Origin of the sequence: Halomonas ventosae (assembly GCF_004361885.1) — a bacterium.
Lineage (GTDB): Bacteria > Pseudomonadota > Gammaproteobacteria > Pseudomonadales > Halomonadaceae > Halomonas > Halomonas ventosae_C.
In genome coordinates this window covers 1-15,121 of the sequence record NZ_SNWH01000037.1, presented here as the reverse complement: position 1 = coordinate 15,121, position 15,121 = coordinate 1, and the positions used below count along the sequence as shown (strand labels likewise).

At 54.8% G+C, this 15,121-nt stretch carries 12 protein-coding genes and 1 pseudogene; 4 read left to right on the top strand and 9 right to left on the bottom strand.

Going from position 1 to position 15,121, the window contains the following annotated elements; all coding sequences use genetic code 11:
* Positions 1 to 267: 267 nt before the first annotated feature.
* The 5 genes from DFO68_RS14945 to DFO68_RS14925 all read right to left on the bottom strand — a co-directional run bounded on the left by DFO68_RS14945 (position 268) and on the right by DFO68_RS14925 (position 5,659).
* The gene (locus DFO68_RS14945) at positions 268 to 1,299 is read right to left on the bottom strand and encodes a restriction endonuclease (RefSeq protein ID WP_243726534.1); all 1,032 of its coding nucleotides are present in this window, start codon (positions 1,297 to 1,299) and stop codon (positions 268 to 270) included.
* A 3-nt stretch (positions 1,300 to 1,302) separates the two neighbouring features.
* The gene (locus DFO68_RS14940; protein WP_133484417.1) at positions 1,303 to 2,586 is read right to left on the bottom strand and encodes a DNA cytosine methyltransferase; all 1,284 of its coding nucleotides are present in this window, start codon (positions 2,584 to 2,586) and stop codon (positions 1,303 to 1,305) included.
* A gap of 142 nt (positions 2,587 to 2,728) precedes the next feature.
* Positions 2,729 to 3,226 carry an RIP homotypic interaction motif-containing protein gene (locus DFO68_RS14935; protein ID WP_133484416.1) on the bottom strand — a complete coding sequence of 166 codons (498 nt, stop codon included), beginning with the start codon at positions 3,224 to 3,226 and terminating at the stop codon, positions 2,729 to 2,731.
* A gap of 94 nt (positions 3,227 to 3,320) precedes the next feature.
* On the bottom strand, positions 3,321 to 4,715 hold the full coding sequence (locus tag DFO68_RS14930) for a GmrSD restriction endonuclease domain-containing protein (RefSeq protein WP_133484415.1): 1,395 nt from the start codon (positions 4,713 to 4,715) through the stop codon (positions 3,321 to 3,323).
* Between the two features lie 89 nt (positions 4,716 to 4,804).
* Positions 4,805 to 5,659: a hypothetical protein gene (locus tag DFO68_RS14925; protein WP_133484414.1), complete on the bottom strand. Its 855-nt coding sequence runs from the start codon at positions 5,657 to 5,659 to the stop codon at positions 4,805 to 4,807.
* Positions 5,660 to 6,219: 560 nt separating this feature from the next.
* On the opposite strand from DFO68_RS14925, the pseudogene DFO68_RS16105 reads away from it, so the two are divergent.
* Positions 6,220 to 6,345 (top strand): annotated as a pseudogene (locus tag DFO68_RS16105) (type II toxin-antitoxin system CcdA family antitoxin); the annotation flags it as partial.
* 43 nt (positions 6,346 to 6,388) lie between these two features.
* Here DFO68_RS16105 and DFO68_RS15970 read toward each other — a convergent pair.
* From DFO68_RS15970 to DFO68_RS14905, 4 genes are all read right to left on the bottom strand, one after another.
* A complete protein-coding gene (locus DFO68_RS15970; protein WP_279512847.1) occupies positions 6,389 to 6,952 on the bottom strand; it encodes a PhzF family phenazine biosynthesis isomerase in 564 nt (187 codons plus the stop codon).
* On the bottom strand, positions 6,880 to 7,269 hold the full coding sequence (locus DFO68_RS15965; RefSeq protein ID WP_279512846.1) for a PhzF family phenazine biosynthesis protein: 390 nt from the start codon (positions 7,267 to 7,269) through the stop codon (positions 6,880 to 6,882). The genes DFO68_RS15970 and DFO68_RS15965 overlap by 73 nt, the downstream gene beginning before the upstream one ends.
* A gap of 96 nt (positions 7,270 to 7,365) precedes the next feature.
* Positions 7,366 to 7,746: a hypothetical protein gene (locus DFO68_RS14910; protein WP_133484413.1), complete on the bottom strand. Its 381-nt coding sequence runs from the start codon at positions 7,744 to 7,746 to the stop codon at positions 7,366 to 7,368.
* Positions 7,747 to 8,089: 343 nt separating this feature from the next.
* A complete protein-coding gene (locus DFO68_RS14905) occupies positions 8,090 to 9,208 on the bottom strand; it encodes an alkene reductase (protein ID WP_133484412.1) in 1,119 nt (372 codons plus the stop codon).
* A gap of 219 nt (positions 9,209 to 9,427) precedes the next feature.
* Here DFO68_RS14905 and DFO68_RS14900 point away from each other — a divergent pair, with 219 nt between their 5' ends.
* The 3 genes from DFO68_RS14900 to argE all read left to right on the top strand — a co-directional run bounded on the left by DFO68_RS14900 (position 9,428) and on the right by argE (position 14,973).
* Positions 9,428 to 13,288, top strand: coding sequence for an AsmA family protein (locus tag DFO68_RS14900; protein WP_133484411.1), 3,861 nt, complete (start codon positions 9,428 to 9,430; stop codon positions 13,286 to 13,288).
* Positions 13,285 to 13,605, top strand: coding sequence for a BON domain-containing protein (locus DFO68_RS14895; protein WP_133484410.1), 321 nt, complete (start codon positions 13,285 to 13,287; stop codon positions 13,603 to 13,605). The genes DFO68_RS14900 and DFO68_RS14895 overlap by 4 nt, the downstream gene beginning before the upstream one ends.
* Before the next feature lie 210 nt (positions 13,606 to 13,815).
* Entirely contained in the window at positions 13,816 to 14,973 is a 1,158-nt protein-coding gene (argE, locus tag DFO68_RS14890; protein WP_133484409.1) for an acetylornithine deacetylase, read from the top strand.
* Positions 14,974 to 15,121 lie beyond the last annotated feature (148 nt).

Sequence of the window (15,121 nt, the reverse complement as noted above, 5' to 3'; positions counted from 1 at the left end):
TGGCTGAACCCGGACCAGGAAGATCCGCTGGTTCAACGCGATCAGCGATTAGAAGCCGCCTGATTCCAGGTTCCAACAAGCTTGACAGGCATCGCGAGAAAGGGGATGCCGGTGATCAAAAATTGCTCGGGAGGCGAGATAGGGAAGACTTGGGTTTCGGGATCACGGATTCAGGTGTGTGCCTATTGGCATCTTGCTAACGCCGCGCTCACCGGCAATTTTGGAGCGCAGCGGAAAAATTGTCCGTGTGCAGCACCTTGTTAGCACTCATACTCTCTGGACGATATAGGAAGCAGAATTATCGGATATTTTTATTTCATTATTCGACCAGCTCAAATTTATTGATTTCGGGAAATGGATTTCAATCTCTTCAATCCCTTGAATGGCAGGTCGGATATAGTTTTCTATAAAAACAGAAATAACCTCCCCTGCTTCTTCTTCCATATGCTGCCAAGCGGCTTCACCGTGGTAAAACTCGCCTCCACATGAGATATATTTTTCTGATAGCTCAGTCAGTCGAGCAGAGGGAGTCGGATCAAGCACGAGAAGAACCGGAGTAAATCCGGCAGCTTGGCTCTCTTCTGCGAAGGAAAGCTCTTCACCGAAGCGACCTTGCCCACTTGCTGCAATAGTAACCCGAAGCTTTAGTTCATAGGTTCTGTTATTGCCAGGAACCAAACAATCGATTTGCCTTCCTTTGGTCGTTGGCCGACCATTTGAGTCTAGCCTTTTTACCGGAGAATTTTTTGATCCTACAGGTTCGCCGCCTAGACAGCTGGCCAAAAGCGGTTCGAACAGATAACCGGTTTCTTGTGCTGATCGATTATCAACATCATAAATCCACTTTCGCCAAACCATCCAGTTGGCCAGCAAAGTAGATTCGCAGCAGCCGTACTCCAATAAAGACCGAGGACCAATTTGATCCATGTTTGGCATCGGTTGTGCCGCCAAAATCCTTCTGTATTTGACTCTGCGTCGATGAAGAGCAGTTAAATTTTCGATGTATAGACCGAAGTCATTATCTTTCTCAAACGCAGATCTCAATACGCTCTGGACTTCAATTAACTTGATGCTTATTTCAGCTTGCTGATCAAACCAGCTCAAAGGAATTTTGTAGTAGTCTGTATCGGGAGTAGCCACCCGACTAGCACCGAAATCAGCGTGCGACCATCCCAAGTCATCAATGGCAATGGAAAGAAGCGCATATAGCTCTCCGTCCGATATAGAAACTTGTGCTTCTCCAGCTCCATGCATCTTGCATTTAGTATATAGGTTTCGAAAAAATGCTGAATTCGTCATATTTTATCCAAACAGTAACTCTTGTTTCTGGCTTTGATTCGTCATGAGATCTAAAAGCAACATATCAGTTGATTTCAGAGCCGGGCTCATAGCTCCTGCTTTAGTTAACAAATAACCTAAGAGCTTTCCTTCATTGTGGGGCTGTCCTGTAAAACCATAATCATCTCGGATATGTTCGGCAAATATCCGAGCAAGCATTGGGGGGATAGCATTTCCAATTTGCTGTATTTTTTGAGATGCCGTGCCGCAAAATATAAAGTCATCTGGAAACGTTTGTATTCTGGCTGCTTCCCTAATCGTAAGGGGCCTGTTCTCAACAGGATGGATTAGCTCTCGTGTAGCTGCGCCCGTAATCGTAAGGCTTGGTTCATTGTATATTAATCTCTTTAAGCCAGAGGGCGCTCCGCCACGTTTTTCCGTTGGCGTTCCATCTGCCACGCGCCTATTTGCCCGTTTCCTGAATGATTCATGCTGAAGATGGTCAGGCAAATCTTTCATTGTCTGCCCAGGTCTAAGAGAGGATATTCTTTCCAATTGAATACCTTTTATTGGGGGGCAGTAATGGTCTGTAATTTCAACAGCATTACCTCTAAGTATTAAATCGAATTTATCTCGAACAGGTTCAGAAATAGGAGTTACCAATTCATCTTTTGACTTAGCAGATTTTGGCAGAGTGTCAATTGCGTGCGAAATTGTTATATCTGAATTCCTGAATATCTGCCCTGAAACTTTTATTATCGCCTCTGGGAGTTTATAATTATGACCAATTCTATTACCAACAATTAGAACTCTTTTTCTTCTCTGGGGAACCCCGTACTCTTGTGAATATACCTTCTCAATCCTTATAAAGTAGCCAATTTCAATAAACGCTTTCGCTGCTTCATGAATATACTTTCCTTTATTTGAAGTTAGCAACCCTTCAACATTTTCCATTATGAACCATTTGGGACGAACTACATCCAAAGCTTTAACGTAGCTCTTCAAGAGATAGTTTCTTGGATCATCCCAAAATCTAGTTCCAGCAGTCGAAAAACCTTGGCAGGGAGGGCCGCCAATAAGCATATCAAGATTACCAGGAACCACCCCAATATCTTTTAATACCTGCTTAAAATCTAGGTTGTTAATATCTTCGTTGCTACATACTGCACCAGGAAAGTTTCGTTTATAGGTGTCGATAGCAGCAGAATCTTTATCATTTGCATACAGTATTTCGTAGCCAGCCTGTTTGAATCCCAGAGAGCACCCTCCGGCACCACAAAACAAGCTAATTGCTGTTAGATTGTTCACTTTTCATCCACCATAGGTAACTTCTAAACCTTTAATAAGGCACGGAGCGCTATGTCATTGGTAGTGCTAACGCTTGCAGCATGCGCGCCTACGGAATGGAGCCGAAGGCGCAATGTAGTAGGCGTCGCCGTGCCTGCACTTGTTAAAAAACAGCCCCAGCCGCAGCGCCGATGACGGATACAATAGCGGGGTGCTCCAGTAGTTTGCGGAGCATTCCTTTGGCTTCCTCCTTTTGCGCTGGAGGGAGGTCAGCAGACTCGATTTTCTTCACAAGGGCTTCAAACGAATTCACAATGTTCTGAGTGTTATGGTCGCCGACCTGGACTGATTGAGCGCCATGAATATTGATGGTGTGCCCAGGTTTCTGCATCTCAGATTGTCCGCCTTTACGATACTTAATTTGGAAATGCGCTCCCATGCCGGCAACACCACGTTTATAGAATGTGGCATCAGTGACTATGCAACGCTCATCCTTCCCACTGGGTAGCTCCCGTAAAATTACGTCGCCTTCTTCTACATCTGCCTTCTCATCCAGAATGAAGATGGTCTTGCCGGGAAATGAAGCCTTATATGGACCGACTACAGTTCCATCTTGCTTTTCAATTCGAGCGTCATCCTCGAACTCCTTTAGGATGTCCATGACTTCTCCTTTTTAACGTCTGGGCTCAGCGGCCGATTTGGAGGCGCACCGCGCCGGAAAAGCGGTCCGCTGCAGCCCCTGGTTATGTGCAGTACTAGATGGACGCACCTTTAGATTGGTTGTGATAAGCACAAAGTAGCTCCCCATTCTCCAAAATTGTCTTGCCACCTTTGGAATGGGGAATAACATGATCTGCTTGATAATTTGACCAACTAACCCTGGCTTCATTTTCAGGCCGGCCCTCTCGAAGGCATTGCTGACACAACCCTTTTCCTTTCCTATAAATAGCTATTCTCTCAAATTCAGTAAACGCTCGTTTTAAATCTTTTGCTACGAGCTCAACACTTTCATCTGCCAAATATTTGAAGAAGATCTGTCTTAGGATCATATCTCTTACTTCAAGATCCCTTTCACCCTGTTGCCTGTGGTTGCTAAACGTTAGTAAATCCGTATCTTCTGCCTCATCATAGCTTTTCCAGCGCTGATAGAACCAATAAATGAAATTCTTCAATATTTCCCGCGCCTCGCCATCTATCACGTAGTAACGACTAATGTGGCGAACCAGCATGTATATGGATATTATGAAGTACTCAACGGAAAACTCTTTTATTCCAGAGTTTTCATCAAGCATAGGATCATCCCTGAAAACCTCATAAAACGTATCAAGAGACTTTAGAACGGATATAGCTTCTGTTTGATTTTCGTACGACAAATTCCCAATGCCGTCATCCTGCTTATACTGGTTGATAAAATCCTCAACCTTCCGATCACTCAAATCAGCATACCCGCCACCTGCCTCAATCATTAGGAAACGAGCCATAAATTGCAGATGCTTCATCCTGCTATTATCTACATTCAACAACCTAAAAAAGGGATGTTTATTCGGATTATTGTCGATAGGCTCGTAACGCTCGTAGTCAAATGACTGGTCATCGGCATACTTCACAATAAAATTTCTAGTCAGACTTGAGAGCTGCGCGTGAGCAACTTCCATGTAATTTAACGTTTCGCCCTGCTGCAATCGCCAGAAAATTTCTGTGGCGATGATCTGGTGATCAGCATCGTGGGGCTTGTCAATGCTTTTAATAACGTCAGCCTGATATTTCAGCGACTTATCAATGAACTTCCGTACAGAAACGTCAAGATCATCGTAATATTTTCCCGGTAAGTTTGGGTCGAGGTCTGAAAGAGAGCGTGGAAGTGGATACTCTCCTGCGAAAAACTCTTGAACCGTTGTTATTCGTTGTTGCCCATCGATCACTTCATTTACGGCAAAGGTGTCTGACAGACGAACCTCTCGAACTACCAATTTCGGGATGTAGTAACGGCGAAAAAGGCTATCCATCAAAGACTGTTTTTTCTTCTTCGACCAAACAGCTTTTCTCTGGTATGGGGGCCTCGTGACAAAATCTTCGCCGTAATCGTAGAAATCTTTAATCCCGAACTCGGTACTCACAATTGTGTATTCGGGTTTGGGGTTGAAAGCCATAAATATTACCTATTTTCTGATTTTATGATCGCACATAACGTTTGCATTAACCGGCGCCGGCTTTGCCGGCGTCCGAGTTGAATGCATTGTTAGACACCAGCTCCACCGATACTAAAAGTGAAAGATGCTGAGCCAGGTGCCAGCACTAGCTCGTCACCATTTCTCTCCACACCTTCAGGAAAATCACTGAAGTCAATCAAGTCGCCGAACACTTGGTGAAACGTCGAGCATTTAAGATCATTAGACTTCGATTTCCTTCCGAGGTGACGGAACGCAAGAGCTGTCGAAAAGTTTCCGATGATGTCCGCCGCTTGAACCAAGAACGAATCTTCATCTGGACATACAGAAATACCTTCACGCTCAATCTCTGGTGCGTTTGGAAATTGCCTTTTTCCATAGGCGCGTAGTGCCGCAATGATTGGCAGTTGGCCGGAGACTTTGGTTCCCTCAATCTTTAGTTCATCAGAATCAAGGCTGTCGTATAGTGCATGGCGGTCTATTTGAACAATGGTACTTCCACCACGGCAATTTGATTCCGCCATCCGTTGGAACGTAAAGAGAGGAGATGCTATTCGCTGTGACGCTTCGCTGATCGGCCCAGGTTCGACTCCAGCAGACGAGAACGAACCGCCGATCACGTTGTTGCAGAAGCCCTCGAACTCGGTTTTCCAGTCTTGACCAAGCAGGGTGGAACTGACGAAACCTGAACCAGACTCAGACTCAAGAGTTGAACGAACCAACTTCAGAAACTTGATATAGGAATCGATTTTGCGGCGCTTAAATTCCTTGCCATGAAAGCTCTTGAGTTTTGCTTCTTGAAGAAGTGCAGCTGCGGCCGTTTCGAAAGCATCGAGGGCCGAATGATCAATGCAAATAAACGTCCAGCCAGAACACGCTCCTCTCGTTGTGGCGATATCGTCAATTCCTGTTGCGTAATTTGGCACTCGATTCTCCTGGTGACTAACAGGTATTAGACGGCACGTTCTATGATTGGATGAACGTGCCGGCACGTTTATCCAGCAAATGCTGCCTGCCAAGATCGGCGCAAGCCTCTGATTCCTTGGAAAATTAATTAAAATTAGGCTATATATACAAAACTCGCGCGCCTGCTGCCTTTGATCGATAGCGGTCATATCCCTCTCTCATGCACCTTGCCGATCAGATTGGTCGAGGTGTGGCCCGGCAGCTGCTGCAATTCTTGTAGTCGCCGTATCATCGTTTGATCCCTGTGCATCCCGCTGGCCCGCCGCCATGGCATCGCAAGCAATTGCGTAATGATTACCTCTAGCCTGCCACTAAAACTCGATGAGGGCCAGCTGAGCAGCCCACGGGGGGTCGCCCTTCCAGGGCTGGCCCGTCAGCCGGTGAAGATCGCCGCCTAGTAGTCGATTATATCGAGTAGCAGATGGAAGCTCGACGGTCTGCATTACCCAGCGCATGATTGTCGGACAAAATCGGTGCGCATAGACTATGCGAGGCCGAGCCCATGGATCAGTCATAGGACGTGCAAGCGTCGAAGAAGCCGACGAGCGCCCGCATCAATAGTGAATTTCTCAAGCAAGCGAGGCAGCTGGGCATCAACCTGTCTGCAGCGTTCGAGAATGACTTGGCGGAAAAGTTGCGGGTCGAATTTCGCGAGCAGTGGCAGCAGAAGAACACTGATGCTATCCAGGCTATAACTCCGACAACCACAACGAACCTGTGCCAACGATCACCGCTTCCCCGGCGATGCGGATCGTCAGGTGCTGGCCATTGCGTTCGGCCTCGGCAAAGATGCGGCTTGGGTGCCCTATTTCGATGCCTTGTTCGATTCGCCAACGCCACAGCTCGCCCTCTTCCTTGCTCGCCGCCAACTTCCCCGCCAGGGCTGCGGCGTTGCTGCCGGTAGCCGGATCTTCACGTACACCTCCCGTGGTGGAAAACATCCGGGTTCGAAGCACCTCATTGTCTACGGACTCATCCCCGGCAACATAGAGGTATATCTGCTCATGGCCGCTGGGTGATACCCATTGCGCCCAGGCGCTCGGCGCGGGTCGTGCCCGTTCGAGGGCTTCCAACGAATCGAGCTCGATCAAGTGATAGGGTAACCCGCAGGAGGCAAGCACCGGCTCTCCGACGACCTGGCCGGATTCAAGGCCCAGCAACTCTGCAGCAGCAACCTGGTTCAGCGTACTGGCCAGGATGCTGACCGGTTCTGCCGTGGTAAAACTCGCCAGCGCCTGATCAAACGCCACCACCAAGGGCCCGACGCCGCTTCGAGGGTCAGAGGCCTATCACGCCCGGCCATGCCCAATTCCATCAAGAGATGGGCCGTACCTACCGTCGGGTGGCCAGCGAAGGGCAACTCCATGGTGGGCGTGAAGATACGCATGGGGTAACGATTCGGGCCGCTAGCCTGTCCGACAAACACCGTCTCGGAAAGGTTCAGCTCGTTGGCAATGGCCTGCATCATAGCGGTATCCAGGCCTTCCGCTAGCGGAAATACCGCCAGTGGATTCCCGGCAAAGGCCCGGTCGGTGAAGACATCGAGCAAGGTGTACTCATGGTCTTTCATTGCGAATCTTTTAACTAATCTCTATCCCCGGTGGGAACAGGAGCATATCCCCTATTCCCGCCTGTTCTTCTGCATTCAGCCCACGATTATGACCTCTCAACCGAAGCGCTCCCTGAAGCCTTTCCTTGCTTCTCCGATAATAGCAAACAGCTGGTCCTCGGGAATATAAACCACACTAATGCCCAGCCTCTTTGCTTCAGCGGCCAAAAGTTCAGCAGGCTGTCCGCTCGGCACAAAGAGCTTTTTCGGCCGCTTTTTCTTATGCGCTTTCCCCTGCTTCAGCAGGCGCCGAGAATCCAGCTTGCTCGGCTCGACACTCGTTGCCAATACTGGAGAAGAACTGAGAATGAAACAGCTTGCGGCATCGATGAGCGCAAAGACATTGAAGTCACCATCCTGATCCGTATGGATTGGCTGATCGTTCAACTTGAACACGACCCACGCCTCGTTGACGTCAAACTGATCCGATTGAAGCATGATATATCCTTGTTGGAATGCCGATAAAGTCAGTCCTACCAATGTCGGTAATCGGTTTTTCCTAGTATAAAAACAAGCTTACTCTATTGACTTTTTCTCGCTTATTTTAATGGGGAATAATCATGTAGCCTCAGCCCCCACCGTTCACTGAGCTGGGCGACGATAGAGTGGCATTGAGCGACGTTGGCGATAGGTTGCTGGAGGCTGCAGGAAGCTGCTGGAAAATGACATCCAGCAGCAGCTCCACCGAGCCGGGGTATCCCCCGACTCGTTGATACACGCCTCGTCCTGCTCGCGCAGTTGGTTGAGGCGCCGTGCCGTCGCCACCGCCGCGTTGGCGGTCTCAGCCGAGACGGTCGTAACCGTTATCGAGGAAGGAGTAGTCGGTGTAGCCGTGCTCGTCGCCACCGTAGAAGGTGTTTTGATCAGGCTCGTTGATCGGGGCGCCGACGCGGAAGCGCTCAGGCAGATCGGGATTAGCGATGAAAGGACGGCCGAAAGCGATGGCATCGGCGCTGTTATCCTCGAGCCGTGCCTGGGCGCTTTTCGCGTCGTAGTTACCGCAGTAGATCAGGCCACCCTTGAAACGCTCGCGCATCTGCTCGCGGAAGCCTTCAGGGAAGGTGATATCACCTCCGGCCCAGTTGGGCTCGTTGAGGTGGAGGTAGGCCAGGCCGCGGCGGTTGAGCTCGTCGGCCAGGTAGAGGGCCATCGCCTCGGGCTCATCGTCGGTGAGGCCGAACAGCTCGATGAAGGGGGTCAGGCGGATGCCGACGCGCTCGGGGCCGAATACCTCGGCCACGGCGTCGACCACCTCCAGCGGAAAGCGCGCACGGTTCTCGATGGAGCCGCCGTAGCGGTCGGTGCGCTTGTTGGTACCGGTGGCAAGGAACTGGTTGAGCAGGTAGGCGTTGGCGGCATGGACCTCGACCATGTCGAAGCCGGCGCACTTGGCACGCTGCGCGGCCTGGCGGTAGTCCTCGACGATGCCGGGAATCTCGTCGGTCTCCAGAGCTCGGGGAGTGCTGGTGGGGTGCTGGCCGGCACTCCCGTCCTCGAACTCGACGAAGCACTGGGCGCCTTCCCCTTTCAAGGCGCTGGGAGCCACGGGCTGCTGGCCATCGGGCTGCACCATCTCATGGGAGACCCGACCGACGTGCCATAGCTGCAGGGCCATGCGTCCACCCTTGGCATGCACGGCCTCTACCACATCACGCCAGCCAGCCTCCTGCTCGTCGGTCCAGATTCCCGGCGTGTAGACGTAGCCGCGGGCGGTAGGCGAGATATTGGTGGCCTCGCTGATAATCAGGCCGGCGCCGGTGCGCTGGCCATAATAGACCTGCTGCAGCTTGCCGGGCACGCTGTCTGGGGTGCGCGCCCGGGTCAGCGGCGCCATGATCACGCGATTGGGCAGGGTCAGGCTGCCGAGCTTGAGCGGGACAAGAAGCGAAGTGTTCGGCATTGAGGCGCCTCCTCTGGCGAAGGTATTTCAGCAAATGTAAGGAAGCTAACATCATATACGTGTCAACGGCCTGCACCAAGCCGAGACGCCGATGGCACCAATAGACTGGCGCTATCATCGCCACCGCCAGGGCCGACTCGGCATACTCATGATGCCGAGAGCGTTCGTCCACGCAACGCGCTGATATACTCAAGGTAATCGATACAGGACGGCAGACACATGGCAGATGCATCTTTACGACACCTGCGTTGGTGGTGGCGGGTACCGCTCATCCTCGGGGTACTTGTGGCCGCCGCAGTGGCGCTGGTGCCCTGGAACTTCCTGAAGCCGGTCATCAGTGAACAAATCGAGGCGGCCACCGGACGCTCGGCAACGATTCACGGCACCGTGACAGTGGATTTTTTCCCGAATCCACGATTATCCCTTCACGAGCTCGAACTCGATAATCCGCCATGGACCACGGCGCCTCGGATGTTCAGGGTCGGGCGTGTCAGTGTCTTGCCATCACTGGGTGAGCTGATGCGAGGAGAGATCGTGCTGGATGGTATCGAGATCCAGGGCCTGACACTGAACCTGGAACAACGTCGTGATGCGCCAGGCAACTGGATATTCGTCGACAATACAGCGCCGCCGGCTCAGGAGGGCGAGCCGCCTTCCAAGGACGCGACAGCGTCGCCTTTGCGTATTCGTCACCTGTCGGTCTCCGACGCGCAGATACACTACTTCACCGCCGAGAGCGACACCCCGCTCGAGCTGAGCGTTTCCTCTCTGGAGATGCAAGCAGATGACACCACCCTGAAGAGTCAGGCAACGCTGACATTTCAGCAGCAACATTTCGAACTGCAAGCAGAAACCGATTCCCTCGAGGCCTTCATGGATCAGGCCCAGGCATTTGCCGGCAAATTTTCCTTGAGTGCCAATGAAAGCCAGCTATCGGCAACCTTCGAGGTTCCCGAGGCACCGGCACTGGCGCGATGGCAGGTAGATGGCGAGCTCAGCCTTCAGGGGCTTGCCGACTGGTTGCAATGGCGGGACTGGCCCCCGCTCGAGCTGGATCGTGTTGATATCGCAGCACATCTGGAGCACCACAGCAGTCAATGGCAATTCAGCGACATCGATATCCAAATGGCCGAGAGCCGCATGACCGGCCAGTTGAAGCTGGATACCAGCGGCGAGATACCAACGCTGAATGGCCAGTTGCAAGCCACACAACTCGATGTCGCCGCCCTGCGCGCGGTCCTGCCTCAATCCCGAAAAGAAACGACGGCCATTGCAGTACCCGTGCTGCCAGCTCTGCGGGGCGAACTGGCGCTGTCGGTTGGGCGCCTGATCCTGGAACAGCAACGTGTCGATGACATTCACTCGCGAATCACGCTTGCCGAGCGCACACTCACCCTCGATTCCCTGCGCTTTGCGATGGCCGGGGGCAAGGTCGAAGCCAACGCCAGCCTGACGAGCAATGCGGAGATATTGGCGGCGAAGACGCAGATCTCCCTACAGAGCCTGCCCCCGCAGGCGCTGGGGATCCCGCTGGGGTCCGACGCTAACCTGGATGCCGAACTGACCATTGACCTTCAGTCAATCGAGCAACGCCCAACCGTCGAACGCGAGACCCTGCTTGCCAACGTGCGTATCACCAACGGCCGATTGTCATATCGCAGCGAGGCGGCCGGCAGCGACCTCGAGGCGACACTGGGGATGGTTGGTGAGGGAGAGCCTCCCGGACTGTTGCTCGGCGTGAACGGTACTTTTGCTGATAAACCGCTGGAGATGGACGTCAGGGGCGGCCCGCTGACCGAGCTGATCAACCTCGAGACGGGGGCCTGGCAAGATGACTATGGGCTCGAGGCCGAGGCCACATCTGGTGGGTTACACGCCCGCGTCGACACCCATCTGGCGTCGTTGCTAGAGCCCCGCACCCTTGACGGCGATGTGGTGCTGGAGGCCGACAGCGGCCGTGCCTTGGAAACCTGGGTTGGCCCGATTCTGCCGCCCTTGCCCGAATTTCGTCTCACCGGCCGCTTGAGTCGCGACGACGCCCGATGGTCTGCCACGGGGCTTGACGGCAAGATAGCCTCAACCAGTATCGCTGGCAGCGTGGAGTTTCATAACACCGAACGCCCCTTGGTAAACGCTGACCTGCAAGCCGGACGTATCGTGCTAGCTCGCTTGCTTCCCGCCGCTGGCGAAGCAAACCAAGGCGACCCGAATGATTCCCTGCTGGCGCCATTACGAGGCTTCGATGGACAGTTCGATCTAAAAGCGCAGGCCTTGGTGTTGCCCAACGGACTCGAACTGCGTGACCCCCTGCTGAATGCCCAGCTGGAAGATGGCAGATTTCTGGCAGATCCTCTTGAGTTTCATGTCGGTGAGGGTTCCCTGGCCGGCAGCCTTGCCTTGGATGCGACCACCCAACCGGCGTCGGGAAAGCTGGATATACAGCTTGATACGATTGCCCTTTCACGGCTCACCGATACCTTCACGCCTGTCGAGGACAGACTGGGCAGGTTATCCGGAAACCTGCACCTGGAAATGCGTGAAACGCTGGCCGCTGAGAGGCGCGATGATCTGCTGTTGCCCTTCATCGGTCAGCTGACGATTGTCCCCTCCGAACTTCGCTTCAATGACCCGCAAGCCGGTACCGAGCTGATGCTGTCGCTGGAAACGCAAGGTCTCGATGAAGGCGATCAAAGGTTTCATCTGAAAGGCGAAGGTCGCTACGACAGCGTGCCAGCCTCGCTGTCACTAGATGGCGACCCCCTGCTCGATGCCCGCGACCCCGACCGCCCTTATGCGGTGAATGTCAAGGCCGATATCGTCGATACACGGCTCCAGTTACAGGGTACTCTGCTTCAACCGCTGGCCCTGAAAGGGTTGAATCTCGAGCTCGCCCTGGAGGGACCGAACCCGCAACGGTTAAACCGCTTGCTGGGCGTGCCCTTGCCACGTCTTCCCGCCTATTCGGTATCGGGCAGTCTGGAACTGGACAGTCAGCGCTGGAGCCTCAGCGAGATGCAAGGCACGGTAGGCGATAGCGATCTCAATGGGTGGCTGGCACTCGACGGAGGCGCCAGGCCTCCTCGTCTTTCCGGAGAACTGACCTCTCGTCATCTGGATATCAAGGATCTCGGGGCTCTTGCCGGAGCGACCCCGAAAACGGACGAAAGCGATGTGCCTGACAAGCGCTTCCTTCTGCCCGACGACCCGATCATCGGCGATGCTTGGAAGGAGATATCGGCAGACGTCAGCTTTCGAGGGCAGTCCGTGCGTGCCGGGGACATCCCCTTGAGCAACGTGGTCATCGATTTTCTTCTCGAGGATGGGCGCGGCCTGTTCAAGCCCGTCGGCTTCGGGGTTGGCAAGGGAAGTGTCGATCTTATCCTCGACCTGGATGCCGGCACCCAACCGCCCAGCGGCACCCTGCAGGTAGAGGTGCAGAACGTGAATCTCAACGATGCCTTGCAGCAATGGAACCTGGCCGACGAAAGTATCGGCATCGTCGGCGGGCGCGGAAAGCTGTGGGTGGAGGGAACCTCCATTGCAGAACTCCTGGCATCTGTCGATGGCGGCATGGTGCTGCTGATGACAGGCGGAAGGCTGGAGGCGTTACTCGTCGAGCTGGCCGGGCTCGATGCCAGCCAGGCCTTTCTGAGCTGGATACGTGGACGCGACGCCATCCCCATCGATTGTGCCTATGCCGATCTCCAGGCGCGAAATGGCATTATCGAACTGGACACCTTCCTGGTGGACACGATCGATACCACCTTCACCATCGGAGGCCAGGTGGACATGAATACGGAACGCCTGGATATCAGCCTTATCGCCCATCCCAACGACCCCAGCCTGCTGGTGGGACGATCTCCTCTTCATCTGGGCGGCACCTTCAACAAAATCGACAGCGGGGTGCATAGCCAACGCCTCGCCATACGTAGCGGGACGAGCGTAGCTCTCGGCGCCATTGCCGGCCCTATCGCTGCGCTCTTGCCGCTGGTCGATGCGGGCACGGGTATCGGCAGGGACTATTGCCAAGGGTTGATCAAGCGCTCCCGCGAGGCGATCGATAAGGCGGACATCGAATGAGACATCGACACCACTGGCTTGGCAGCCTGACGATACCGGGCGTTGTCGTGGCAGGACTTCTGGTCGGCTGTGCCGACGCCCCGGTCAATGAATCGGCCAGGGTCACCCAGCAGGATTCCCTGCCGGCGGTACAGATCAAGGCCCGCCTTCTCGAAGCACCGGACCTGGCCGGATCGGCCATCGATATTGAGTTGCAAGACGGCCGAGCCACCCTGAGCGGTTTCGTCGAGACATCAGAACAGCGCAGGCGAGCCGAGGCCATAGCGCATGAGCATGACAAGGTGGACACCATCGACAACCAGATCACGGTCAAGTAACAGGAGGCTCAAACGCGGTCCGCATGCTGAAACTGAACCTGCGTGGTTATGATGATGAACATGTCAGTCAAGCACCGTGGTAACCCGCCTCCTCCTCAGGCAACCGGACCAAGCGCAGCTGATGGTCCAGTTCGGCATGGATGCGAGCTGGCCCGCCACCTGGCCCGCCGTGTTAGACTGGGCCGATACTAGCTAGCCGGAAACCTGATCATGACCGCCGCCGAGATACTCGACCGCCTGGTGGGCTTTGCCACCGTGTCGCGAGATTCCAACCTGGCCCTGATCGAGTGGGTCGAGGGTTGGCTCGACGATCACGGCGTGGCGCACTGGCGGGTGGAGAGCGACGACGGCCGCAAGGCCAACCTGCTGGCACGCATCGGTCCCGGGGTCGAAGGTGGTGTGGTGCTCTCCGGCCACACCGATGTGGTGCCAGTGGAGGGTCAGCCCTGGTCAACGGACCCGTTCACCCTGGTCGACAAGGGCGATGGCCGGCTCTATGGCCGCGGCAGCTGCGACATGAAGGGCTTTCTCGCCTGCGCGCTGGCCGAGGTGCCGCGCTGGGTGAAGCTGAACCTGGCGCGACCGATCTGGCTGGCCTTTTCCTACGACGAGGAGGTGGGCTGCATCGGCGCCCCGCGGATGATCGAACGGCTGCTCGACGACCACCCGCGTCCGGCGGCGGTGATCGTCGGCGAGCCGACCATGATGCACCCGGTGGTGGCCCACAAGGGGGCGACCAACCTGCGCACCACCGTAACCGGCCGTGCCGCTCACTCCAGCCAGATCAACCAGGGAGTCTCGGCCATCCATGTGGCCGCCCGGCTGGTGACGCGGATCGAGGACGTGATGGCCGAACTCAAGGCCGAGGGGCGCGTGGACGAAGCCTTCAACGTGGTCCACTCGAGCCTGCACGTCGGCAAGATCGCCGGCGGCACGGCCATCAACATCATGGCCGGCGAGTGCTGCTTCGAGTGGGAGATCCGTCACCTGCCCTCGGACCGCTTCGAGGAACTGCTTGCACGGGTCAACGATACCGCAGCTGGCCTGGAGGCCGAGATGCAACGGCGCGCGCCGGACGCCGCCATCGTCACCGAGGCACTCAACACCACGGTGCCGGCCTTGGCCGACGACAACAATGCCGAGGTGCTCGCCCTGTGTCACGACCTGCTCGATGAGCGGCCTGTCGGTGTCGTGGCCTATGCCACTGAGGCCGGCCAGTTCCAGCGTGAGGGGCTGCCCACGGTGATCTGTGGACCAGGGAGCATTGGCCAGGCCCACCAACCCGACGAACACATCGACATCGAGCAACTCGAGGCGGGTGCAGCCTTTATGGCGGCACTGGGCAAGCGGCTGCAACACCAACAATAAATGGCCTTACCAAGGCAAGCCGTCGGCGCCTTCACGCCACAATGCGATGATCCATCGAGTAGGAGGGGGAGTCGCCTCCCCCGTCCTCTCACACCACCGGGCATACGGTTCCGTACCACGGCGGTTCACGAAGAACGATTAAGCCCTC